Origin of the sequence: Leifsonia sp. NCR5 (assembly GCF_002105485.1) — a bacterium.
Lineage (GTDB): Bacteria > Actinomycetota > Actinomycetes > Actinomycetales > Microbacteriaceae > Leifsonia.
Genome location: NZ_NCSR01000005.1, coordinates 114,690 through 135,989, shown reverse-complemented (window position 1 = coordinate 135,989; position 21,300 = coordinate 114,690). Strand labels below are relative to the sequence as shown.

Annotated in this window: 20 protein-coding genes; 17 read left to right on the top strand and 3 right to left on the bottom strand. The window is 68.1% G+C overall.

Annotated features, from left to right (window positions below; all coding sequences use genetic code 11):
- Positions 1-14 precede the first annotated feature (14 nt).
- Genes B7438_RS06405 through B7438_RS06370 form a run of 8 tightly spaced genes read left to right on the top strand, consistent with a single transcriptional unit; the run spans position 15 to position 7,542 of the window.
- Positions 15-1,100 (top strand): trans-aconitate 2-methyltransferase, encoded by a 1,086-nt coding sequence (locus tag B7438_RS06405; protein WP_085368724.1) that lies wholly within the window; start codon positions 15-17, stop codon positions 1,098-1,100.
- Entirely contained in the window at positions 1,097-2,203 is a 1,107-nt protein-coding gene (locus B7438_RS06400; protein ID WP_143465667.1) for a hypothetical protein, read from the top strand. Before B7438_RS06405 ends, B7438_RS06400 begins: the two co-directional genes overlap by 4 nt.
- A gap of 57 nt (positions 2,204-2,260) precedes the next feature.
- A complete protein-coding gene (locus B7438_RS06395) occupies positions 2,261-3,310 on the top strand; it encodes an ABC transporter substrate-binding protein (protein ID WP_179150741.1) in 1,050 nt (349 codons plus the stop codon).
- 3 nt (positions 3,311-3,313) lie between these two features.
- On the top strand, positions 3,314-4,111 hold the full coding sequence (locus tag B7438_RS06390) for an ABC transporter ATP-binding protein (RefSeq protein WP_085368721.1): 798 nt from the start codon (positions 3,314-3,316) through the stop codon (positions 4,109-4,111).
- Between the two features lie 43 nt (positions 4,112-4,154).
- The gene (locus B7438_RS06385) at positions 4,155-4,901 is read left to right on the top strand and encodes an ABC transporter permease (protein WP_085368720.1); all 747 of its coding nucleotides are present in this window, start codon (positions 4,155-4,157) and stop codon (positions 4,899-4,901) included.
- On the top strand, positions 4,891-5,712 hold the full coding sequence (locus B7438_RS06380) for an ABC transporter permease (RefSeq protein ID WP_085368719.1): 822 nt from the start codon (positions 4,891-4,893) through the stop codon (positions 5,710-5,712). The genes B7438_RS06385 and B7438_RS06380 overlap by 11 nt, the downstream gene beginning before the upstream one ends.
- The gene (locus B7438_RS06375) at positions 5,709-6,644 is read left to right on the top strand and encodes a carbohydrate kinase family protein (protein ID WP_179150740.1); all 936 of its coding nucleotides are present in this window, start codon (positions 5,709-5,711) and stop codon (positions 6,642-6,644) included. The genes B7438_RS06380 and B7438_RS06375 overlap by 4 nt, the downstream gene beginning before the upstream one ends.
- 31 nt (positions 6,645-6,675) lie before the next feature.
- Positions 6,676-7,542 carry a MurR/RpiR family transcriptional regulator gene (locus tag B7438_RS06370; RefSeq protein ID WP_085368717.1) on the top strand — a complete coding sequence of 289 codons (867 nt, stop codon included), beginning with the start codon at positions 6,676-6,678 and terminating at the stop codon, positions 7,540-7,542.
- A gap of 91 nt (positions 7,543-7,633) precedes the next feature.
- On the opposite strand, the gene B7438_RS06365 is transcribed toward B7438_RS06370, so the two are convergent.
- Positions 7,634-8,338, bottom strand: a complete 705-nt coding sequence (locus tag B7438_RS06365; RefSeq protein ID WP_179150739.1) for a FadR/GntR family transcriptional regulator — start codon at positions 8,336-8,338, stop codon at positions 7,634-7,636.
- A 121-nt stretch (positions 8,339-8,459) separates the two neighbouring features.
- On the opposite strand from B7438_RS06365, the gene B7438_RS06360 reads away from it, so the two are divergent.
- The 8 genes from B7438_RS06360 (at position 8,460) to B7438_RS06325 (ending at position 16,888) form a co-directional block, all read left to right on the top strand.
- Positions 8,460-9,731 carry a sugar ABC transporter substrate-binding protein gene (locus B7438_RS06360; protein WP_085368715.1) on the top strand — a complete coding sequence of 424 codons (1,272 nt, stop codon included), beginning with the start codon at positions 8,460-8,462 and terminating at the stop codon, positions 9,729-9,731.
- Positions 9,732-9,841: 110 nt separating this feature from the next.
- Positions 9,842-10,720 carry a carbohydrate ABC transporter permease gene (locus B7438_RS06355; RefSeq protein ID WP_085368714.1) on the top strand — a complete coding sequence of 293 codons (879 nt, stop codon included), beginning with the start codon at positions 9,842-9,844 and terminating at the stop codon, positions 10,718-10,720.
- Positions 10,717-11,550 carry a carbohydrate ABC transporter permease gene (locus B7438_RS06350; RefSeq protein ID WP_210724011.1) on the top strand — a complete coding sequence of 278 codons (834 nt, stop codon included), beginning with the start codon at positions 10,717-10,719 and terminating at the stop codon, positions 11,548-11,550. The genes B7438_RS06355 and B7438_RS06350 overlap by 4 nt, the downstream gene beginning before the upstream one ends.
- A gap of 7 nt (positions 11,551-11,557) precedes the next feature.
- Positions 11,558-12,745: a mandelate racemase/muconate lactonizing enzyme family protein gene (locus B7438_RS06345; protein WP_085368712.1), complete on the top strand. Its 1,188-nt coding sequence runs from the start codon at positions 11,558-11,560 to the stop codon at positions 12,743-12,745.
- Between the two features lie 46 nt (positions 12,746-12,791).
- Complete coding sequence (locus tag B7438_RS06340; RefSeq protein WP_218775141.1) at positions 12,792-13,616, top strand: fumarylacetoacetate hydrolase family protein; 825 nt, start codon at positions 12,792-12,794, stop codon at positions 13,614-13,616.
- Positions 13,613-14,989, top strand: a complete 1,377-nt coding sequence (locus B7438_RS06335; RefSeq protein WP_085368710.1) for an aldehyde dehydrogenase (NADP(+)) — start codon at positions 13,613-13,615, stop codon at positions 14,987-14,989. The genes B7438_RS06340 and B7438_RS06335 overlap by 4 nt, the downstream gene beginning before the upstream one ends.
- 45 nt (positions 14,990-15,034) lie before the next feature.
- Positions 15,035-15,847 (top strand): inositol monophosphatase family protein, encoded by an 813-nt coding sequence (locus B7438_RS06330; protein ID WP_085368709.1) that lies wholly within the window; start codon positions 15,035-15,037, stop codon positions 15,845-15,847.
- 141 nt (positions 15,848-15,988) lie between these two features.
- Positions 15,989-16,888 carry a M23 family metallopeptidase gene (locus tag B7438_RS06325; protein ID WP_085368708.1) on the top strand — a complete coding sequence of 300 codons (900 nt, stop codon included), beginning with the start codon at positions 15,989-15,991 and terminating at the stop codon, positions 16,886-16,888.
- Positions 16,889-16,955: 67 nt separating this feature from the next.
- On the opposite strand, the gene B7438_RS06320 is transcribed toward B7438_RS06325, so the two are convergent.
- Positions 16,956-18,716 (bottom strand): glycoside hydrolase family 13 protein, encoded by a 1,761-nt coding sequence (locus tag B7438_RS06320; protein WP_085368800.1) that lies wholly within the window; start codon positions 18,714-18,716, stop codon positions 16,956-16,958.
- Positions 18,717-18,801: 85 nt separating this feature from the next.
- On the bottom strand, positions 18,802-19,866 hold the full coding sequence (locus B7438_RS06315; RefSeq protein WP_085368707.1) for a LacI family DNA-binding transcriptional regulator: 1,065 nt from the start codon (positions 19,864-19,866) through the stop codon (positions 18,802-18,804).
- 219 nt (positions 19,867-20,085) lie between these two features.
- On the opposite strand from B7438_RS06315, the gene B7438_RS06310 reads away from it, so the two are divergent.
- The gene (locus B7438_RS06310; RefSeq protein ID WP_085368706.1) at positions 20,086-21,297 is read left to right on the top strand and encodes a maltose ABC transporter substrate-binding protein; all 1,212 of its coding nucleotides are present in this window, start codon (positions 20,086-20,088) and stop codon (positions 21,295-21,297) included.
- The last annotated feature ends 3 nt before the right edge of the window (positions 21,298-21,300 follow it).

Genomic DNA, 21,300 nt, shown 5'->3' with positions numbered 1-21,300 from the left:
CATACCATCGTCGCATGACTACACCAACGGCGGTCGTCAGCCCCTCGGCCGAACAGATCGCAGCCTCGACGGATGCGATCGCCGAGATCATGAACCACGGATGGCTCGTGCTCGGGATGTCCATCGGCGAGCACCTCGGCCTGTTCGAGATCGCCGGCGACGGCGTCTACCGTTCGGTGCCGGAGCTCGCGGAGGCTTCGCGGTGTGATCGGCGGTATCTGCAGGAGTGGGCATGGGCGATGTGCGCCGGAGGATTGCTGGAGGTGCGCGGCAACGATGGCGGAGAGCCGCTGTTCCGAGTGCGCCCGAGCTTCGTGCCCGCGCTGACCGCGGCCGGAGGCCCGCAGCACTGGTCGCGGATCACCACGCAGATCGCGGCGCTCGCCCAGCTCGAAGGTCCCCTGCTTGAAGCGATGCGGACAGGAGCCGGCCTGTCAGGAGACCTCTACGAGGGGGACATCGTCGAAGCACTCACCAGTGAGAGCGCGCCGATCTTCGCGAAGGCCTTGCACGACGAGGTCATCCCCGTCCTGGGCATCGCCCCGGCTCTGACAGCGGGCATCCGGATGCTCGACGTCGGATGCGGCACTGGCGACGCACTCATCTCGCTCGCGACGGCCTACCCGGCCTCGACCTTCCTCGGCGTCGACCAGTCCCCCGACGCGGTGGCCGTCGCACGTGTGCGCGCCGACGGCCTGGCCAACGTCGCGTTCGAGGTGATGGATGTGGAAGACGGTCTGCCGGATGGTCCGTTCGGGCTGATCATGGCCGCCAACCTCGCACACGACCTCAGCGACCCGGCACGATTCTTCCGCGCAGCACACGCCGCCCTCGCCCCCGGCGGCACCTTCTACCTCCACGAGCTGAGCGCGAACGCCGACATGGAGGAGAACATCGCGAACCCGCACGCGGTGGGAATCCTCATGTTCAGTCTGTTCCACTGCGTCCCGTTGGCGCGGAGGAGGGATGGGATCGCGCCAGGCGGGATGTGGGGGAGGGAGCACTACATCGACTCGCTCCGCGAAGCGGGCTTCTCCGGCGTCAGCGTCTTCAACGCGCCGTCGGACCCGAACAACGACACCATCTACGCCACCGCATGAGAGACGAACGTCTGTCGACCCCGAAGGGAATGATGAACACCCAAACCCACACGTTCGAGCGTTACACCGTCATGGAGTTCCAGGACGAGTTGCGCGAGATGCCGCTGACGTACCAGCGGTCCTTCACCGAAGACGTCAGCGAGTTCGCCGCGTGGCTGCGGTCGCGCGCCGACGCCCCCTTGCTCGCCGTAGGGGCCGGAGGTTCACTCGCGGCCGCCCAGCTCGCTGCCGCGCTGCACAAGAAGGCGACCGGTCAGCTCGCCTCGATCGGTGAGCCGATGGACATCTACCAGCTCGACGACGCGGCCGACAGCACGACCGTCCTCCTTGTCACGGCGAGCGGTTCGCACAGCGACTCGCTCGCCGCCTGCGCCGTCCTGGCTGGAAAGGCGGCACCCAGCGCCGTCTTCTCCGGCAAACGGAACTCGAAAGGCGCCGACCTCCTCGCCGGCACCGAGACGCCCGTCTTCGAATACGAACTGCTCCCCGACACGCACGGTTGGGTCGCCGTCAACTCGCTCCTCGCCCAGGCGATCGTCCTGGCGCGAGCATACGCGGAGGCGTTCCCCGACAAGCTCGGCTCCTTGCCGAGCACACTCGCCGGTCTTGCGCCAGAGTGGACCGACGTCGACGCAGCGGTCGACGATCTCGCAACCCTGCTGGAGTCCGCTCTCGGCCGCGAGCTGCTCGTCTTCCTCCACGGTCCTGACACCAAGTCGGCCGCCGTCGACCTCGACTCGAAGTTCGCCGAATCCGACCTGGGATGGCTCAGCGTCTCCGAGTACCGGAACTTCGCCCACGGCCGGTACCAGATGATCCTGCCGCGCCAGAGCGAAACGGGCGTGCTCGCCTTCTACAGCCGACGCGAGGAAAGCATCGCCCTGGCGACGCTCGGTGAGCTCCCCGAACACGTCCCGCATGTCGGGCTGCTCGTTCCCGGAGACTCCGCCGCTGCTGAACAGGTCGGCTCCATCGTGCTGCTGCTCCTCGTCGTCGGCGCGCTGGGTCGCGTCCGGCAGATCGACGTCGGCTGGGGAAGCCGGTCGACCTTCGGCGACGTGATCTACGACATCGATCTCACACCGTTCCACACCGCACATTGAATTGAAAGGATGGCAGTAACAATGAAGTATCGCGCCATATCCCCCCGCACGAGGTCCATGGTCCTCGCGAGCGTGATCGCCGTTGCGATGGTCCCCACCCTGCTCACCGGGTGCTCCGGGTCGACATCTTCCGACGGGAAGGGAGGCCTCACCGACGCGAGTCTGCAGCTGAACTGGATCACGAACGCGACCTGGGCAGGCAGCTATCTCGCCGACGAGAAGGGCTACTACAAGGACGAAGGACTCAAGGTCACCATCCAGACCGGTGGACCGAACGTCGACTTCATGGCGGCGCTGAGCTCCGGGCAGGCGCTCGTCGCGTTCGCCGGATTCACCGAGCCGGCCACCCTGAATCAGAAGGGAGGCGACTTCGAGATCGTTGGAACGATGTACCAGAAGAGCCCGCTCTCCTTCATCTCCAAGGCCGGAAGTGGCATCGAGAAGCCGTCGGACCTGGAGGGCAAGCGTGTCGGCATCTCGACCACCGCGCTCTCGGTGTGGAACCAGTTCTCGAAGACGGCCGACATCGACACCTCGAAGGTGAAGATCGTGCCGATCACGACCGGACCGGACCCACTCGTCGCCGGTGACATCGATGCGTACCTCGGTTTCAGCAACGAGGGACCCGCCGCGCTCGCCAAGCTCGGTGTCGACTCGACGTACTTCCTCCTGCAGGACTACGGCTACGGCTACTACGTCAACGTCTACACTGTCCGCAAGCAAGACCTGAAAGACCCGACCAAGCGCACGCTCATCAAAGGTCTCCTGAAGGCAGACCTGCAGGGTCAGCTGCAAGCGATCAAGGACCCGTCCGCCGCCGGCAAAATCACGGTGGATCGGTATGGCGACTCCCTCGGCCTCGATGTCGCCTCCGAGACACGGGCCGCGAAAGACGCGATTCCACTGTTCTATTCGCCGACGAGCGAGAAGAAGGGGATCGGGTACATGGGAGGGGACGAGATGACCCTGGCGATGACCACACTGAACAGCATCCTCGGCACCCATCTGCCGCTCGATGGCAAAGGCTACGTCGACATGTCCTTGCTCGACGAGATCCACAAGGAGGACCCGAGCTTCGGCGAGCTACCTCCCCTCACGAACGGCTGACCCATGAGCAACAATTCGACAGGTCAGGACCTCCGGCCCATCGACGTCGAGGTGGCGAACGTCTCCAAGTCCTTCGCCACCTCCGACGGGGCGTTCGAAGCGCTCCGGGACGTCTCGTTCACGGTTCCCGCCGGCGGGTTCTACTCGCTCGTCGGCCCGAGCGGTTCGGGGAAGTCGACTGTGCTCCGAAGCCTCGCAGCGCTCGAATCCCCGACCTCGGGGACGATCCTGCTCGGGAAAGAGGCGCCGAAGGTCCGCGTCAAGTCCCATGAAGTGGGCATGGCGTTCCAGGACGCTGCGCTGCTGCCGTGGCGCTCGATCCGCAAGAACATCGAGTTCGCGCGCGAGATGGCAGGGCTGCCCCGCGATCCCGAGTACGTGGACGAACTGATCGGTCTTGTCGGGCTCCGCGGCTTCGAACGCTCCCGGCCCGCGCAGCTGTCCGGCGGAATGCGGCAGCGCGTCTCGATCGCCAGGGCGCTCGTCATCCGCCCCCGGCTGCTCCTGCTCGACGAACCGTTCGGCGCGCTGGACGAGCTGCTGCGCCAGAGCCTCAACATGGAGCTGCAGCGCATCTGGATGCACCAGAAGATCTCGACGGTCATGGTCACCCACTCGGTGAGCGAGGCCGTGCTGCTGAGCGACGCCGTCGTCGTCATGGGCAGCCGACCCGGACGGGTGGAGCGCATCATCGACGTGCCGTTCGCCCGCCCACGGACGCCAGCCCTGGTCACCAGCGAAGAGTTCTTCCACGTGTGCACCTCCGTGAGCGAGACATTGCGGGCGAGCCTTGTCCAGTAGCGCGCATGGGCTGCGGACAGCCTCCCCACTCTCCCGCCTCGTCGTGGTCGTCGCCCCGGGGGCGATCACCTTCGTCGCACTCATCGCCGTGTGGATGTGGGCGTCGGCGAACCTCGCAGGCGGCGGGCTGATCCTGCCATCGCCTGGCGCGGTGGTCGGCGCACTCGTCGCCGACTGGTCGATCATCGTGCGAGCGCTCGGATTCACTCTCGGGACCGCCTCGATCGGACTCCTCGTCGGTGTCCTGGTGGCGGTCGTCCTCGTGGCGATCTCGGTCGCGATCGTGCCATTGCGCCGTCCCATGATGCGGCAGGTCACCATCCTGTTCTGCCTGCCGCTCGCAACCATCGCGCCACTGCTCTTCCTGCTCCTGCCGCTGCCCGGTCCGCAGATCGTCGTCGCCGCCTCGTCGGTGGTGTTCCCGGTCTACCTCGCTCTGGAGCAAGGGCTGACGGCGAAGCACCAGGCGTGGGAGGACCTCACTCAGGTGCTGGGCGGGACGAAGATGCATCACTTCTGGAGCGTTCAGGTGCCGGCGGCCACCAAGGAGTTCTTGGTCGCGATGCGTATTGCGGGACCGGCGGCGATCCTCGGAACGACGCTGGCCGAGTACTTCGGCGGCGCCAACGGCATCGGCGTGCTGATGATTAACGCTCTCAGCCAGTTGAACGCGCCGCGCGCATACGCGCTCGGCGTGGTCATCACCCTGACCTGTGCAGCGGCCTATCTCGTCGTCGGCCTGGTCTCCCGCGCTTTCCCCTGGACCTCGGAGCTGCACGATGTCGACTGAAACTCTGCAACAGCGTCGGATGAGCGGCGTTGGCGTTCTCGGGCGGGAGATCCTGGCCGGTCTCGTTCCCGTGCTGGTCGTCCTCGTCCTGTGGGAGATCGGCTACCTGCTGGTACCGCACAACACCTATCTGCACGGTCCGATCGAGGTGCTGTCGCTGCTGAGCGATCCCGCCCACTTCGTGCCGGTGCTGGCGGCCCTGGGCGACACCTTTCTGATGCTGGTGCTCGGATATGTGATCTCGGTGGTGTTCTCGCTCGTGCTCGCCTCCGTCGTCGTGGTGAGCCGGATCGCCGAACGTGCCATCATGCCGATCGCGATCATCGTCGGGGTGGTTCCGGTCATCGTCATCACTCCTGTCCTCCTCATGCTGGTCGGCCGGGGACCGGCGACCTCGGTCGTGGTCTGCGTCATCATCACGTTCTTCCCTGCGCTGATCAACATCGTCTCCGGGATGCGGTCACCCAGCCGCAGTCTGATCGACCTCACCTCCGTGCTCGGCGGGAACCCCGCCAAGACCCTGCTCCTCGTGCGTCTACCGAGCTCGATCCCCGGCATCTTCTCTGCTGCCAAACTCGCGCTCCCCGCTGCTCTGACCGGCGTGATCCTGACCGAGTACATCGCGACCGGCCGCGGGGTCGGGACGTTCATCAACCTCTCCCGCGCGAACTTCCAGTACCCGGACATGTGGGCCGGAATCTTCGCGACACTGGTCCTGTCGGTGCTCGCGTACTCCGTGCTCGGAACGGCGGAACTGCTCCTTCGCGATCGCTATGTGTCGGGGGCGAGCAGATCGAGGCGCGCCTCGTGAGGACCGCCGTCGTCATCGGAACCGTCGCACTCGACCTCGTCGCGGCGTCAGCAACCTCCAGCCACGCCAGAGCCGCCGTCGGCAACACCGGCGCGAACATCGCTGTCCGGCTGTCGGCTGCCGGCTGGAACGTCGAGTTCGTCTCCCTGGTCGGACGGGACAGTGCGGCCGACCTCGTGGAAGAGGACCTGCGCCGGTGGGGAGTCGGCACCAGCGGTGTCGTGCGACGGGAGGGGTATCTGACTCCGCGTGTCTTCCAGGCGCTGTCGACGTCGTCGAGCTCCGCGAGTCTCCTGCTGACCTGTCCCCGCTGCGATCGCCCTCGGGGGCACCGGCTGGAGATTCCGCGCCCGGACGAACTGCCGGAATCCGTCGTGGCGTTCGCACGCGACGCTGACCTGGTCATCGCGGATGTCGCGGGCCCGGCCTCTGGCCGTCTGGTCTCCGCGAGCCGCGGGCTCACCTGGTACGAGGCGAGCCTGCGCGAGGCGACCGACGCCGAGATCGCCGACCTCGCAGGCCGGGTGGATGCGGTGAAGTGCTCCTCCGAGGAGCTCGACCACTTCGCGGCTGCCTTCGCCGATGCTGCGGAGGAACCGCGCCTCCGAATCGTCACGGAGGGCGCGCAGGGGGTGCGGTTCCAGGAGCGGCCCGCGTCCGCGTGGTCGGACTGGACGCACACCGACTCGACGCTGCGCACGCCCCCGATCGACACCATCGGCGCGGGCGACGCGTTCACCGCTGCGGCAGCGGGTGTCCTCGCCGAGGGCGGCACCGCGCTGTCCGCCGTCGGGGCCGGCTCGGACGCTGCGGCACTGGCCTGCATGAGCGAGGGGGCGCGAGGCGACATGGTACTGTCGGGCGAAGTTCCAAGCGCATGGCTCGACGTCGGAGTGGCATTCCAGTGCGGGCGCTGCGACGCAGGAATCTAGTGTCGAGACCTTCAACAATTGGGGAGCAGCGATGTCTAAGCAGTACTCCGTCCCCGGGCAGTCGATCCTGGCGCGCATCCGTTCGCTGTTGCCTACCCTGTCGCCCAGCGAAGCGCGTGTCGCCCTGTTCATCCTCGAACATCCGGACGAGGTGATCCACATGACCGTCGGAGAGGTCGCCGAGCGTGCGGGATCGGGGGAGTCGACCACGGTGCGATGCTGCCGCACCCTCGGCTTCAGCGGTTTCCAGGACCTCAAGATCTCGCTGGCGAGGGAGACGACCTCGCTCACCCACTTCGTCTACGACCAGGTCGACCCGAGCGATGCCCCTGGGGATGTCCTGGTCAAGGTGATGTCGTTCTCTGCCCAGGTCATCAGCGACGCATCCAGCAGCATCGATCCGCTCGTCTTCGAGGAAGCGGTCTCGGTCATCGGCAAGGCGAGCGAGGTCCTGATCATCGGCTACGGGGCGTCGTACCAAGTTGCCAGGAGTGCGCACGACCAGTTCGCCTCCATCGGCATCAAGGTGAGCGCGCCGCTCGAGTTCAACCTGAAGTATCTGGAAAGCCGCACGATCGCCGAAGACGCCTGCTGCCTGGTCATCAGCCACACGGGAGCCACCAGGGAATCCATCCGGTGCCTCGACGCTGTGCGGAGCCGCGGCGTGCCCACCATCGCGATCACCAGCTTTCCGCGTTCCCGCCTGGCCGATCGCGCCGACTACTCCTTGATCGCCAGCGGACGGGAACTCTCGTTCCGATTCGAGGCGCTCTCCGGTCGCCTAACGCACCTGGCGGTCGTGGACGCCCTGTATCTCGCACTCGCCAGGGCCGACCCCGACCGTGCTCGCGCCTCGCTCGACATCTTCCACGAAGTGGATGCGTCCTGGCAGCTGTAGGAGCTCCGCCGACGGCGTGAGCACAGCCTTCCTCGCTCCGCCCGAGCCCACGCAGCGCACCCCGTGCTTCTGGGCTCTGCCGCGGGGCCGATCAGGCCGGGGTCTCGAACGGCGGCTCTCCGCTGCGGAGGTCTTCGTCCGACTCGCGGATCGCGTGACGCATCGCGGCCTCGGCGCCGACGGTGTCGCCCGCCTCGACAGCCTCGAGCACGCGACGGTGGTCTGGCACGGGGTCGAGCCATCCTGCTCCCGGGTGGTGCTGGATGCGGTTACGGGCATCCAGAGCGTGGACGACCACCGTGTCGAGCCGCATCAGGAGTTCGTTGTGAGTGGAGCGCAGCAGGCGGAGGTGGAAGTCCAGGTCGGCGGCTGCCAGACGTTCCACATCGTGGCCGGCCGCCTCGAACTCGGCGAACGAGGTGCGGAGGGCGGCGATGTCGTCGTCGTCACGGTACTCGGCGGCCAGGCGCGCTGCTGCCGGTTCGATAACGTCGCGCAGCTGTGACAGTTCGGAGAGCAGGCGGTCGTCGTCACGGCGGGCGGCGCGCCTCCACATGATGACGTCGCCGTCGAGCAGCTTCCAGGAGTCGCGATTGTTGACGATCGTGCCGCGCCGCGGCCAGGAGTCGATGAGCCCCTTCTCCCTGATCACCCGCAACGCCTCTCGGATGGCCGTCTTGCTCACGCCGAGTTCGGGCTCCAGCGCATCGAGGTCGATGCGCGTCCCGGGTGGGTAGTCGCCGCGGACGATTCTCAACCCGAGCTTCTCAACGAGTTGGGCGTGCAGATCAGCCATGAGTGCGACCCTATCCGCCCCTGACTGCATTCTGAGGCTTATTTGCGTTTAGACCTATTGTTAGTATTATTACTAATTGCACACCAACCCGCCAATCGCACCGTTTACGAAGGAGTAGACCATGCACGCACGTTCACGACGCAGCGCACGGATGATCGCCCTGGTCGCCGGCATCAGCGCGAGCGCCCTCGCTCTCGCGGGATGCTCGTCCTCGTCGGGAGAGCCGTCCGGCTCCTCCGGGAAGCCGAGCCCGGCGACGATCACCTTCGCGGCATCGACACTCGGTGACCCCGGACGCGGTCCAGGGCTGCAGAAACTGCTCGACGAGTACAACTCCAGCCAAGATATCGTCACCATCAAGCCGGCCTCCGTTCCGTATCCCACCTTCGGGCAGACGGTGCTCACCCAGATGGGCGGCGGCGAGGGCCCCGACCTGGTGCGCTTCGACATGCCCGAGTTCGAGGCGGCAGCAGGATCGCAACTGCTCGAGCCCCTCGACGACCAGATCGACGCGAAGAAGCTGGACCTCATCGCGGCGCCGGACAAGTACCTGACGGTGGACGATCACCGCTACGGCGTCGTGTTCGAGGACGCGAACTACGCGATGTTCTACAACGCCGACCTCATCCCCGAAGCACCGAAGACGTTCGACGAGTTCGTGCAGACGGCCAAGAAGCTGACGGCCGGCGACACGTACGGGCTCGCCTTCCGGCAGACCCAGGCCGAGGAGGCCGGTGTCTGGCAGGACATCTTCAACTACGTGCTCGGGTTCGGCGGCAACTGGTCGGACGGCAAGAAGCTCACGATCGACTCGCCGAAGGTGGTCGAAGGTCTCGAGGCGTACCAGAAGCTCTACGACGACAACGTGATCCCGAAGGGCGCTGACGCCGCGACGTTCCGCAAGATGTTCGCCAACGGCAAGGTGGGCATGGAGCTCAACAACGGCGGGTACGTCACCGCGACGACGGCGGCGAACCCCGACCTCAACTTCTCCGTTGCGCCCATCCCGTTCCCGGTGAAGAAGCAGGGCGCGCTCATCGCCCCGATCGTGGTCAACGCGAACAGCAAGCACAAGGATGCCGCCCTGGACTTCATCCACTGGCTCCTGAAGCCGGCCCAGCAGGTCAAGCTGCAGGAGATCCTCGGCGCGAGCAGCGTCGCCACGCCCACCGAACGAAGTGCGGCGAGCCTCGAGAAGTACCCGTTCCTGCCGGTGCTCGACAGCCTGACCGACACCGGTGTTCCGCAGATCGTCGTCGGGTTCGGCGCTCAGACTCCGGACCTGCGACACATCATCGTCACGCAGGTGCTCACCGCGCTCAAGGGTGAGAAGGACATGAAGACCGCGATGCGCGACGCCCAGAAGCAGGCGGAGGAGCTGGTCGGCAAGTGAGTGGCACGACCTCTGGGACCGCGCGTGGGCGCGCGGTCCCCGGGGCCGCGCCGCACCCCACGGCACCGCCCCCATCCTCCGCGTCGCCGAGCCGCCGCCGTCGCAGGCGAGTGGTCGGCAGCCCGTGGACCCCGTACATCTTCCTGGCGCCCGCCGCCGCGTACATCCTGCTCTTCCAGCTGGTCCCGCTCGGCCAGGAGGTCTGGCTGAGCTTCACCAGGACGACGCTGCTCAATCCCACCGCGAGCGTGTGGGTGGGGCTCGCGAACTATCTGTCGGTGTTCGCCGACCCCGATTTCCGTCAGACGCTGCTGACCACCGCGATCTACGTGATCGCATGCGTCGTCGGAGCCGTGGGGCTCGGCCTGCTCGTGGCGCTGCTCCTCAACGGACGGTTCCCCGGCCGCGCCGTCGCCCGCTCGCTCGTGACCGTCCCGTGGGCGGCGCCCGGCATCGCCGTCGCGCTGATCGCCACGTGGATGCTCAACCCCCAGTACGGCATCCTCACCAAGCTGCTGCGCGCCATCGGGATCGATCCTGGACCGAGCGGCGTGCTCGACAACTCGCACATGGCGCTCACGGCGATCCTGATCACGACGATCTGGCAGCTCGTCCCGTTCGTCGCCGTTGTGCTGCTGTCCGCGATGCAGTCCGTGCCGCAGGAACTCGTGGAGGCCGCATCCGTCGATGGAGCAGGGCGCTGGACCGTGTTCCGCGTCGTCACCTGGCAGGTGCTCAAGCCGACCATCGGCCTGCTCGTGGTTCTGATGACGATCTGGTCGCTGCGCCGGTTCGAGCTCATCTGGCTGATGACCAGGGGAGGCCCGCTCGGGTCCACCCGCACCCTGGTGATCGACCTCTACTCACAGGCGTTCGAGTCCAAGCAGCTCGGCACCGCCGCCGCCATCGGCATGGTCGGCATCGTGATCGCGCTCATCGTCATCGTCGGCGGCCGGCTGGTCGTGCGCGCGGCAGGAAAGGAGTCATGATGCGCACCACGCGATTCGGCGTCACCGCCAGGATGCTCGCCGTGCTGATCGTGCTCGGTCTGGCGATCTTCCCCATCTACTGGATGTTCGTCACCGCGCTGACGCCGGACAGCGAGCTATTCGGTTCCGGCACGAACCTGCTGCCCGACCTGTCGAGGCTCGGGGTGTTCGCCGACGTCCTCGAGAACGGCGAGGTGCTCGGCTGGCTCCTCAACAGCCTGATCGTCGCCGCAGGCACGACCGTGCTCGCGATCGGCCTCGGTATTCCGCTCGGATACGCACTCTCGCGGTTCGGCTTCCGAGGGAAGGTCCTGATCGGGCTGCTGCTGCTCTTCACCCAGATGCTGCCGGAGGCGCTGCTGGTGGTTCCGCTGTTCTCCATCTTCCGGCGGTTCGAGCTGCTGAACTCCCTGCACGGCCTGATCCTCGCCGACACCGCCTTCGCGCTTCCGGTGGTCGCGCTCATCCTGAAGGGCGCCATCGACGGGGTTCCGCGGGAACTCGACGAGGCGGTGCGGGTGGATGGCGGCCGACCGCCGACCATCCTGTTCCGCATCATCCTGCCGCTGATCGCACCCGCGATCGCCGCCGCCGCCGTCATCGCGTTCTTCAGCGCGTGGAACGAGTACGTCTTCGCCGTGACCTTCGTCTTCGACAAGGGTCTTCAGCCCGCGTCCGTCGGCGTCGCGGGGTTCATCGGCGAGCAGGACACCTCGATCCAGAGCATCATGGCGGTCGCGCTCCTGTTCACGCTGCCCGCCGTGGCCTTCTATCTGTTCGCACAACGCTACGTCGTCAGCGGTATGACCGCCGGCGCCGTGAAGGGATGACCGCCCGATGAGAATCACCGCGATCGACACCGTCCTCGTCGATTTCTACCGCACCAATCTGGTGCTCGTGCTGCTGCACACCGACGAAGGGATCACCGGCGTCTCCGAGGCGACCCTGGAGGGCCAGGAGCTCGCCGTCGTCGGCGCTGTGCGGCAGCTCGCCGACCGCCTGATCGGGAGGGACCCGACGCGCATCCAGCAGATCGTGTACGAGCTGAACCGCGACTCGTACTGGCGCGGCGGCCCGGTCTCGATGACCGCGCTCAGCGCGATCGAGCTCGCGCTCTGGGACGTCTCCGCCCGCGCGCTCGGCGTACCGGTACACCGGATGCTCGGCGGCCAGACCAGGGACAGGGTGCGCGCCTACGCCAACGGCTGGTTCTCCAGCGCACGCACCCCGGACGAGTTCGCTGCTGCGGCGGTGGCCACGGTCGCCCAGGGCTTCCGGGGGCTGAAGTGGGACCCGTTCGAGGCGGTGGACCTCACGGTCGGGCGGCTGGACCTGGAGCGGATGCTCGAGCCGGTCGCCGCCGTGCGCGCCGCCGTCGGCGATGACGTCGAACTGTTCATCGAGGGCCACGGGCGGTTCGACGTGCCGACGGCCATCCGGGTCGCCAGGGAGCTGGAGCAGTTCCAGCCGGTGTTCTTCGAGGAGCCGAGCCCGCCGGACAGCATCGACGCCCTGGTCGAGATCCGGTCGAAGTCGCCTGTGCCGATCGCGGCGGGCGAGCGCTGGTTCGGCCGCAACGCCTTCCTGCCCGTGCTGCAGAGGGGTGCGGTGGACTTCATCCAGCCCGACGTCACCCACGCGGGCGGTCTGCTCGAGCTCAGTTTCATCTCCACGCTCGCCGCCGCGCACTACGTGCCATTCGCCCCGCACAACCCGTCCGGGCCACTCAGCACCGCTGCGACGCTCCAGCTCGGGGCGGCCATGCCCAACTTCCGCTACCTGGAGATCATGGCGGTCGACGTCCCGTGGCGCAGCGACATCTCGAACGAGGCCGTGCAGCTCACTCCGGAGGGCGACATCCTGATCCCCGACCGGCCGGGATTCGGCATCGACCTGAATCTGGATGCCATCGCCGAGCATCCCTACTCGCCGCATCCCATGAGGATCTTCGACGACGCCGTCGCTGACATCCGGCCGGCGGATGCACGCAGCTATTTCAACCTCGACCGCGTTCCGGCGGTCTGACGAAGGGAACATCATGCAGCTGTTTCGAACCGCGGACGGTCGTGTCATGACGGAACGGGACGGGGTGGTCGCGACGGTCGCCGTCTCGTCGTTCGCCGACCTGCTCAGCCGCCCGGTGGAGGAGATCCGCCGGTTGGTCGATGACGCAACGGACCAGGACGGCTCGCGAGCCGACCTCGAACCGTGCGCGCCGATCGACGGGCGCACCGAGGTCTGGGCGAGCGGGGTGACCTACCACCGGTCGCGCACCGCGCGCATGGAAGAGTCGTCCGACCCGGACATCTACGACAGGGTGTACGAGGCGGAACGTCCAGAGCTGTTCTTCAAGTCGGCGGCCTGGCGGGTCGTGGTCGACGGGGAGCCGGTGGCGATCCGCGGGGACTCGACGTGGGACGTTCCTGAACCGGAGCTGGCGGTCATCGCGAACCGATTCGGCGAGATCGTCGGATACGGCGTCTGCAACGACATGAGCTCGCGCTCTCTGGAGGGCGAGAACCCGCTTTACCTGCCGCAGGCCAAGGTGTTCGCCGGCGCGTGCGCCGTGGCGGCGACGATCCGTCCGGCCTGGGAGGTCGACGCGAGGGACCTCGCCGTCCGGCTGTCGATCGAACGGGATGGCGCCACCGCGTTCGCGGAGGAGACATCGACGGCGAACCTCGCCCGCACGCCGGAGGAGCTGGTGGAGTGGCTCTTCCGTGCGGAGAACTTCCCGGACGGCGTCTGGCTGTCCACGGGGACCGGGATCGTGCCGCCCGACGACTTCACCCTGCGCGAAGGCGACGTGGTGACCGTGACGGTCGACGGCGTCGGGACGACGACGAATCCTGTCGCCACCGGACGGGCGGCGTGGACCTACTTGGAGAGACGATGACAGCGACGGACGAACTCGACCGCACCTGCGAGGCGGCTGCCGCAGCGGCGGCGCCGTACGCGGCGACGTCCCCCGGCGTGCGAGCCGCTCTGCTGAGCGACATCGCCGACCGGCTGGACGCCGACAGCGCCGCCCTGGTCGCGCTGGCCGAGAAGGAGACCCACCTGAGCGCCGCCCGGCTCACCGGCGAGGTGGCGAGGACCACGGGGCAGCTGCGCTCCTTCGCGCGGCTGCTCGGCGCTCCCGCGCCGGTCGTGGTGGACCATCCGGACGGCTTCCCCGAGCTGCGGCGCTATCTAGTGGCGCTCGGGCCGGTCGCCGTGTTCGCCGCGAGCAACTTCCCGTTCGCGTTCAGTGTCGCAGGTGGGGACACGGCTTCCGCGCTCGCCGCCGGGTGTCCGGTGGTCGTGAAGGCGCATCCGGGGCACCCTGCACTGTCGATGGCGACGGCGGCGCACATCGCGGCTGCTGTCGAGGCTGCTGGATTGCCGTCGGGTGTGTTCGGTCTGGTGGACGGGTGGGAGACGGGGCCCGCGCTCGTGCAGCATCCGGTGATCGCCGCGGTCGGATTCACGGGGTCGACGGAGGGCGGGCGGGCGCTCTTCGAGCTGGCAGCGGCGCGACCGGCTCCCATCCCGTTCTACGGCGAGCTCGGCTCGGTCAATCCCGTCTACGTGACCGCCGAAGCAGCGCGGGCACGACTGGCAGACATCGCGCAGGGATTCGTCGGTTCGTTCACTCTCGGTGCCGGCCAGTTCTGCACGAAGCCCGGTCTGGTGTTCGTGCCGGACGCCGATGCGTTCGCCGCCGCGGCTGCTGCCGCCCTCGGCGACGTCGCTCCGGCGGCGATGCTGAACGAGCGCATCCGCGACGGGTACGAATCGCTCGCTCCGCGCTACGAGGACCACCAGGGCGTGCGGGTGGTGCGGAGGGGCGGCGCGGACGGAGACGCCGTCGAGCCGAGCCTGTATGCGACCACCGCCGATGTGTTCCTCGCCGACATCGACGAGCTCGGCGCCGAGCGTTTCGGCCCGAGCGCGCTGATCGTCGGCTACCGAGACCCTGGCGAGCTCTCCACCATCGCGCGCGCGGTCGGAGGCACGCTCACGTCGACCTTCCAGGCCGAGTCGGCCGGCGACGACGGGCTGGACGTTCTTGTCGCCGAGGCCATCCGCCACAGCGGCAGGCTGGTCTGGAATGGGTGGCCGACCGGCGTCGCCGTCTCCCCGGCGATGACGCACGGAGGGCCGTATCCGGCCAGTACGGCGGCGGCGAGCACGTCAGTCGGCACAGCGGCGATCGACCGGTTCCTCCGGCCGGTGACGCTGCAGGGGTTCCCCGACGACGCGGATCCGGTGCGACCGGCCATCTGATCGTGGCGTGCCCATCCGGCACCCCACGTCTGTCAGGCTGTCCTCATGCCTTCCAACGCCGAACTCCGGGATATCGCACTCACTGTCGCGCGTCGCGCTGCCGACCTCGCCCACCTGCGGCGGTCGGAGGGGGTGGAGATCGCCGCATCCAAGTCGTCGCTGACCGACATCGTGACGCGTGCCGACCGTGAGGTGGAGCATCTGGTGCGTGAGGCGATCGCCGCGTCTCGGCCACGGGACGGGTTCCTCGGGGAGGAGTCGGGCGGCGGTGAAGGGACGAGCGGGCTGACCTGGGTGGTCGACCCCATCGACGGGACCGTCAACTACTTCTACGGCATCCCCGCCTATGCCGTGAGCATCGCCGTGGTCGAGGGCGACGCGGACCCGCAGACCTGGACCACCCTCGCGGGCGCCGTGGTCAACCCGGTCAGCGGCGAGGCGTTCACGGCGGCGGCGGGCGGGGGAGCGCGGCTGAACGGCAGGGAGCTGCACGTCAACGGGGATGTTCCGCTTGAGCTGGCGCTGGTCGGCACGGGGTTCGGCTACGACGCCACGATCAGGGAGCGCCAGGCGGCGTTCGTCGCGCAACTGATCGGCAAGGTGCGGGATGTTCGGCGCATCGGCACTGCATCCCTCGACCTCTGCAATGTGGCGTCCGGGCGACTGGATGCGTACTTCGAGCGTGGCCTGAATCCCTGGGACCACGCGGCCGGGGCGCTGATTGCGCGGGAGGCGGGGGCGGTCGTCGGCGGCCTCGGGGACCTGCAGGCCGGAGCGGAGCTGCTGGTGGCCGCACCGCCCGCGCTGTACCAGAAGCTCAATCCACTGGTTCAGGAGTACTACTCGGCCTGGCGCTGAAATACCCATGTGTTCGCATCATTTTTGCTGAATGGCTTGGGAAGTCGGTTACACATTCGTTACATTGGGAGGGTTGTCTTGCCGCCGCGCAAGAGTAATCCCCTGTGATCGTCTGAGAAAGATCGAAAGCCGACCATACCGTTGACTCCCGACCGCCTGAACTCCCCGGTGCCCCAGCGCCCGGTCGACGTGTCGGCGACTCCGGATGCGGTTCCGCTCACCCGGCGCGCGTTGCGCGAGCGCGAGCGGATGCTGGAGGCCGGACGGCGTTGCGCGGAGGGGCCGACGCGCGCGACGCCCACTCCGCGCACCTCACCCACCTCCCGCTCCCGCAGGGGCCTCAGCGCCGTCGCCCTGACCTTCGCCGTCGCGATCGGCGTCGCCACGTCCGTCCCTGCCATGGCGCTGCTCACCGAGGAGGATGTGCGCGCCCAGGCCATCCAGGCGCAGCAGGTCGCCCCCGCCGCCCCGTCGGACGGGGTGCAGGGGTTCGCGGCTCCCGCCCAGCAGGGCGTCGCATCCATCGTCCGGGACGGCATGCAGGTGAGCTCGCGCGAGAAGGTCGCCGGGCTGCGTTCCATGCGCATCGCCGACACGTTCACCAACAACCCGGCGGGGGCCGTGCAGTGGCCGTTCCCGCTCGGGGTCCCGATCTCCGACTGGTTCGGGCCGCGGGCGGCACCGACCGAGGGCGCATCCACGAACCACATGGGCATCGACTTCACGCCGGGGTCCGGGGTGCCCATCCAGATCATGGCGGACGGCGTCGTGCGCGAGGTGGTCACCGGCGACAACGGCGGATGCGGCGTGAACGTGACCATCGACCACATGATCGGCGGTCAGCTGGTGAGCAGCAAGTACTGCCACATGCAGTCCGGGTCGGTGCGAGTGAGCGTCGGTCAGCAGGTGAAGGTGGCGGAGACCGTCGGTCTCGTCGGCAACACCGGTGTCTCCACCGGCGCGCACCTGCACTTCGAGATCCTGCTCGACGGCACCCGTCAGGTCGACCCGTACGCCTGGCTCACCGCCAACGCCTCCTAACGGCGAGATGCCAGCAACTGTCGCGAAACGCCCGGGAGGCGGCGCAGTTACTGGCATCTCGGCGTAACTAGGCGCGCAACCAGACCGTGGTGTCGTGCGGGAGGGTGCGGTCGCTGAGCGGGGCGCTCGCGAGGAGCACCTCGCCGTCGGGGAGCGCCACCGGCGCGGTGCCCACGTTGGCCACCACGAACACATTCCCGGAACGGAATGCGAGCACATCCTCGCCCAGGTCGGCCCACTCGAGCGTGCCGAAGGCGAGGTCGTGCTCGCGGCGCGCCGCGAGCGCATCCTGGTACATCGTCAGCGTCGAGCCGGCGACGCCCTCCTGGGTGTCGCGCGTGTACGACGCCCAGGATGCGGGCTGCGGCAGCCAGCTGGCCGCGCCGGGCCCGAAGCCGTAGGACGGCTCCGTGCCCTCCCAGGGCAGCGGCACGCGGCAGCCGTCGCGGCCGTACCGCTCTCCGTTGGTGCGGAACCACGTCGGGTCCTGGCGTGCGGAGTCCGGCAGGTCGATCGCCTCGGGAAGGCCGAGCTCCTCGCCCTGGTACAGGTAGGCCGAGCCGGGAAGCGCCAGCATCAGCGCGGTCGCCGCACGGGCGCGGCGCAGCGCGAACGCCGTGTCCGGGATGCCCGTGGACTTCGGCCCGATGCCGTGGCCCTGCAGGTTCTCGCCCTCCAGGGCGAGGCGGGTGGCGTGGCGGACGACGTCGTGGTTGGACAGCACCCAGGTGCTCGGCGCGCCGACGCTCGCGAAGACGGAGATCGAGCGGTCGATCACCGTGCGGAGCGCCGCCGCGTCCCACGGGGTCTCCAGGTAGCCGAAGTTGAAGGTCTGCTGCATCTCGTCCGGGCGCACCCAGCGGGCCAGCTTCTCCAGCGGCTCGACCCAGGCCTCTCCGCAGAGCACGCGGTCGCCCTCGTACTCCTCCAGGACCTTGTGCCAGTCGCGGTAGATGGCGTGCACCCCATCCTGGGCGAAGTACGGGGGAGTGGGCGGCTCGCTGGATGCGTGAGCGCCGATCTCGGGTTCGAGGGCGACACCGCCCATGCTGCCGGCGTTCGCGGGAGGGGTGTAGTCGGGGAGGCCGGCCTCCTTGACCATGCCGTGCGCCACATCCACGCGGAAGCCGTCGACGCCGCGGTCGAGCCAGAAGCGCAGGATGCCGCGGAACTGCTCCCACACCCACGGGTTCTCCCAGTCGAGGTCGGGCTGGGACTTGTCGAACAGGTGCAGGTACCACTGGCCGGGGGTGCCGTCCGGCTCGGTGATGCGCGTCCAGGCCGGGCCGCCGAAGATCGACTCCCAGTTGTTCGGCGGGAGGTCGCCGTTCTCGCCCTTGCCATCGCGGAACATGTACCGCGCGCGCTCCTCGCTGCCGGGGGCGGAGGCCAGCGCGGCCTGGAACCAGGCGTGCGCGCTTGAGCTGTGGTTGGGGACGATGTCGATGATGACCCGCAGTCCGAGGCTGTGCGCGCGCTCGAGCATCGTGTCGAAGTCGGCGAGCGTGCCGAACAGCGGGTCGACGTCGCAGTAGTCGGCGACGTCGTATCCGCCATCGTTCTGCGGCGAGGTGAAGAACGGGGACAGCCAGACCGCATCCACGCCGAGACTGCGGAGAGCGGGGAGGCGGTGCGTGATGCCGGGCAGGTCGCCCATGCCGTCGCCGTTCGCGTCGGCGAACGAGCGCGGGTACACCTGGTAGATGACGGCGGAGCGCCACCACTCCCTGCCGGGGCTGCTCGGCGCGAGGGCGGTGCCGGGTGCGGCGCCCGTGGATGCTGCGGGGAGGGATGTGCGCTGCTCGCGCGACGATGCTGGGGACGTGATGACGATCACCTGACTCGGAAGGGGGATGGGGTGGTTTCGGGCGATGGCGGCGCTGGGAACGGGCCGATCGACAGGGCGGTTCCGCTCAGTGTGCGGGCGGGACGGCCGTGCTGCTTCTGACGATCAACTCGTATGGGACCGGAATCGTGGCGGCATCGTCGGCGCTCACGGACATGGTAGCCGCCTCCGCCTTCGTGGACGATGAGGGCTGCGGTGACGGCTGCAGCGACCGCATCAGCAGTTCCACCGCCTGCTCGCCCTGGCGGTCGGGGAACTGCGCGACCGTGCTGAGGCCGAAGAAGTCGGACAGGTCGTGGTCGTCGATGCCGATCACCGACACGTCGCCCGGCACGGTGAGCCCCAGGTCGCGGGCCGCGAGGATGCTGCCGATGGCCATCTCGTCCGACGCAGCGAAGATCGCTGTCGGCCGGTCGTGCGGGGCTCCGAGCAGCTGCTTCGCTGCCCCGTATCCGCCCGCGATGGTGAAATCGGCCTTGCGGTAGAGGGCGTCCTCGGCCGGGATGCCCGCCGAGGCGAGTGCCCGCTCGTAGCCGAGCCTCCGGTTGGTCGGGATGTGGAAGTCGAGGTCGAACTCGTGGCTGCCGCCGATGTGGCCGATCCGGCGGTGGCCGAGCGCGATCAGGTGCGCCGTGGCGAGCTCCGCGACGGCGACGTCGTCGATCGTGAGCGACGGCACCCCGCGCAGCGGCCCTCCGACGCCGACGAGCGGCTTGCCGATGCGCAGCAGGCGGCCCACTTCGTCGTCGGTGAGTTCGAGGGAGACGGCGATGACCGCATCCACGCGTTGCCGCAGCAGATGGTTCTCGAACACCGTGCGCCGCTCGTCGCCGCTTCCGCTCAGGTTGTAGAGCGTGAGGTCGTATCCGCGGCGCAGCAGCGCGCGTTCCGCACCCTCGATGACCGAGCAGAAGAACCACCGGTTGAGGTGCGGCACCACGGCGCCGACGTTCTTGGTGCGACCGGATGCGAGGCTCGACGCGTACGAGGAGACCACGTAGCCCAGCGTGGATGCGGCCTCAGCCACCCGCGCCCGCGTCGCATCCGAGACGTGCGCGTTCCCGCTGAGCGCCCGGGAGACGGTCGCGGTGGAGACTCCGGCGAGACGCGCGACGTCTTCGATGCCCGCCATGTTCTCCTCGCCTTCGGTCGCTGATGATCCTAGCGGCGCCCGGGACCGGGTGTGCGAGGATCGTGCAAGCGTTTCCATGATCGAGCGATCCTATGCGTGCAGCATTGCTCGCGCAAACTCGGGAGACCCGTAACATCCACGTATTCTCTGCGCTTGCAAACGACGCAGAAGTCGGGTAACAATGAAAACGCTTGCAGCATTCCAACGAAAGGCACACCAATGACGGTGAAACCCCGCACCCTTCTGACCGCAGGCGCGGTCGCCATCACGGCGGCGCTCGCGCTCGCCGGATGCTCGGGAGGAGCCGGCTCCTCCTCGACGTCCGGCTCTGAGAGCAAGACCCCGTTGACCGTCTGGGTCGACGCGGACCGGGCCAAGGTGATGAAGGACGCAGCTGCCTCCTTCACCAAGGAGACCGGCGTGAAGGTCACTCTCGTGCAGAAGGACTTCGCCAAGATCCAGGACCAATTCGTCGCCCAGGTCCCCACCGGCAAGGGCCCGGACATCACCATCGGCGCGAACGACTGGACGGGCAACTTCGTCACCAACGGCGTCGTCCAGCCCATCGAGCTCGGCGACAAGGCCGCCGGCTTCGAGAAGGTCGCCGTCAGCGCGATGACCTACGAGGGCAAGACGTACGGCCTGCCGTACTCGATCGAGAACATCGCGATCCTGCGCAACACCGCGCTGGCCCCTGAGCCGGCGTCGTCGTACGCCGACATGGTCTCCAAGGGCTTCGTGGTGCAGGTCGGGCCGCAGTCCGACCCGTACCACCTGTACCCGTTCCAGGCCTCGTTCGGCGCCCCCGTCTTCGGCACGGCCGCCGACGGCAGCTACGACCCGAAGAAGCTCACCATCGGTGGAGCATCCGGGGATGCCTTCGCCGCCTGGCTCGCCGAGCAGGGCAAGGCCGGGGTGCTCAGCACCTCGGTGACCGGCGACATCGCCAAGGAGAAGTTCAACTCCGGCAAGGCGCCGTTCTTCCTCACCGGTCCGTGGAACGTCGCTGACGCGGAGAAGGCGGGCATCAAGCTGGCCGTCGACCCCATCCCCTCGGTCGGCAGCGCGCCCTCCGCACCGTTCGTGGGCGTGCAGGGCTTCTTCGTCAGCTCAAAGACGAAGAACAAGCTCGCCGCCAACGACTTCCTCACCAACTACATCGGCACCGAGAAGGTGCAGACCGCGCTCTACAAGGTGGGCGCTCGCCCGCCGGCGCTGACCGCGGCGTTCGACAAGGCGGCCAGCGACCCCATCATCGAGGGCTTCGGCAAGGTCGGCGCCTCCGGAGAGCCGATGCCGAACATCCCGGCGATGGGCAAGGTGTGGCAGTTCTGGGGCGTGACCCAGGCCGCCATCATCGACGGCAAGGGCGACCCGGCTGCGCTCTGGCAGAAGATGACCACCGACATCCAGACGGCGATCGCCCAGTAACCG

Excerpts from the sequence above, each read along its gene's own strand:
- B7438_RS06310 (WP_085368706.1), top strand. The coding sequence starts at position 20,086 with ATGACGGTGAAACCCCGCACCCTTCTGACCGCAGGCGCGGTCGCCATC.
- B7438_RS06315 (WP_085368707.1), bottom strand. The coding sequence starts at position 19,866 with ATGGCGGGCATCGAAGACGTCGCGCGTCTCGCCGGAGTCTCCACCGCG.
- B7438_RS06345 (WP_085368712.1), top strand. The coding sequence starts at position 11,558 with ATGAGAATCACCGCGATCGACACCGTCCTCGTCGATTTCTACCGCACC.
- B7438_RS06365 (WP_179150739.1), bottom strand. The coding sequence starts at position 8,338 with ATGGCTGATCTGCACGCCCAACTCGTTGAGAAGCTCGGGTTGAGAATC.
- B7438_RS06350 (WP_210724011.1), top strand. The coding sequence starts at position 10,717 with ATGATGCGCACCACGCGATTCGGCGTCACCGCCAGGATGCTCGCCGTG.
- B7438_RS06405 (WP_085368724.1), top strand. The coding sequence starts at position 15 with ATGACTACACCAACGGCGGTCGTCAGCCCCTCGGCCGAACAGATCGCA.
- B7438_RS06330 (WP_085368709.1), top strand. The coding sequence starts at position 15,035 with ATGCCTTCCAACGCCGAACTCCGGGATATCGCACTCACTGTCGCGCGT.
- B7438_RS06360 (WP_085368715.1), top strand. The coding sequence starts at position 8,460 with ATGCACGCACGTTCACGACGCAGCGCACGGATGATCGCCCTGGTCGCC.
- B7438_RS06340 (WP_218775141.1), top strand. The coding sequence starts at position 12,792 with ATGACGGAACGGGACGGGGTGGTCGCGACGGTCGCCGTCTCGTCGTTC.
- B7438_RS06390 (WP_085368721.1), top strand. The coding sequence starts at position 3,314 with ATGAGCAACAATTCGACAGGTCAGGACCTCCGGCCCATCGACGTCGAG.
- B7438_RS06400 (WP_143465667.1), top strand. The coding sequence starts at position 1,097 with ATGAGAGACGAACGTCTGTCGACCCCGAAGGGAATGATGAACACCCAA.
- B7438_RS06335 (WP_085368710.1), top strand. The coding sequence starts at position 13,613 with ATGACAGCGACGGACGAACTCGACCGCACCTGCGAGGCGGCTGCCGCA.
- B7438_RS06395 (WP_179150741.1), top strand. The coding sequence starts at position 2,261 with ATGGTCCTCGCGAGCGTGATCGCCGTTGCGATGGTCCCCACCCTGCTC.
- B7438_RS06380 (WP_085368719.1), top strand. The coding sequence starts at position 4,891 with ATGTCGACTGAAACTCTGCAACAGCGTCGGATGAGCGGCGTTGGCGTT.
- B7438_RS06370 (WP_085368717.1), top strand. The coding sequence starts at position 6,676 with ATGTCTAAGCAGTACTCCGTCCCCGGGCAGTCGATCCTGGCGCGCATC.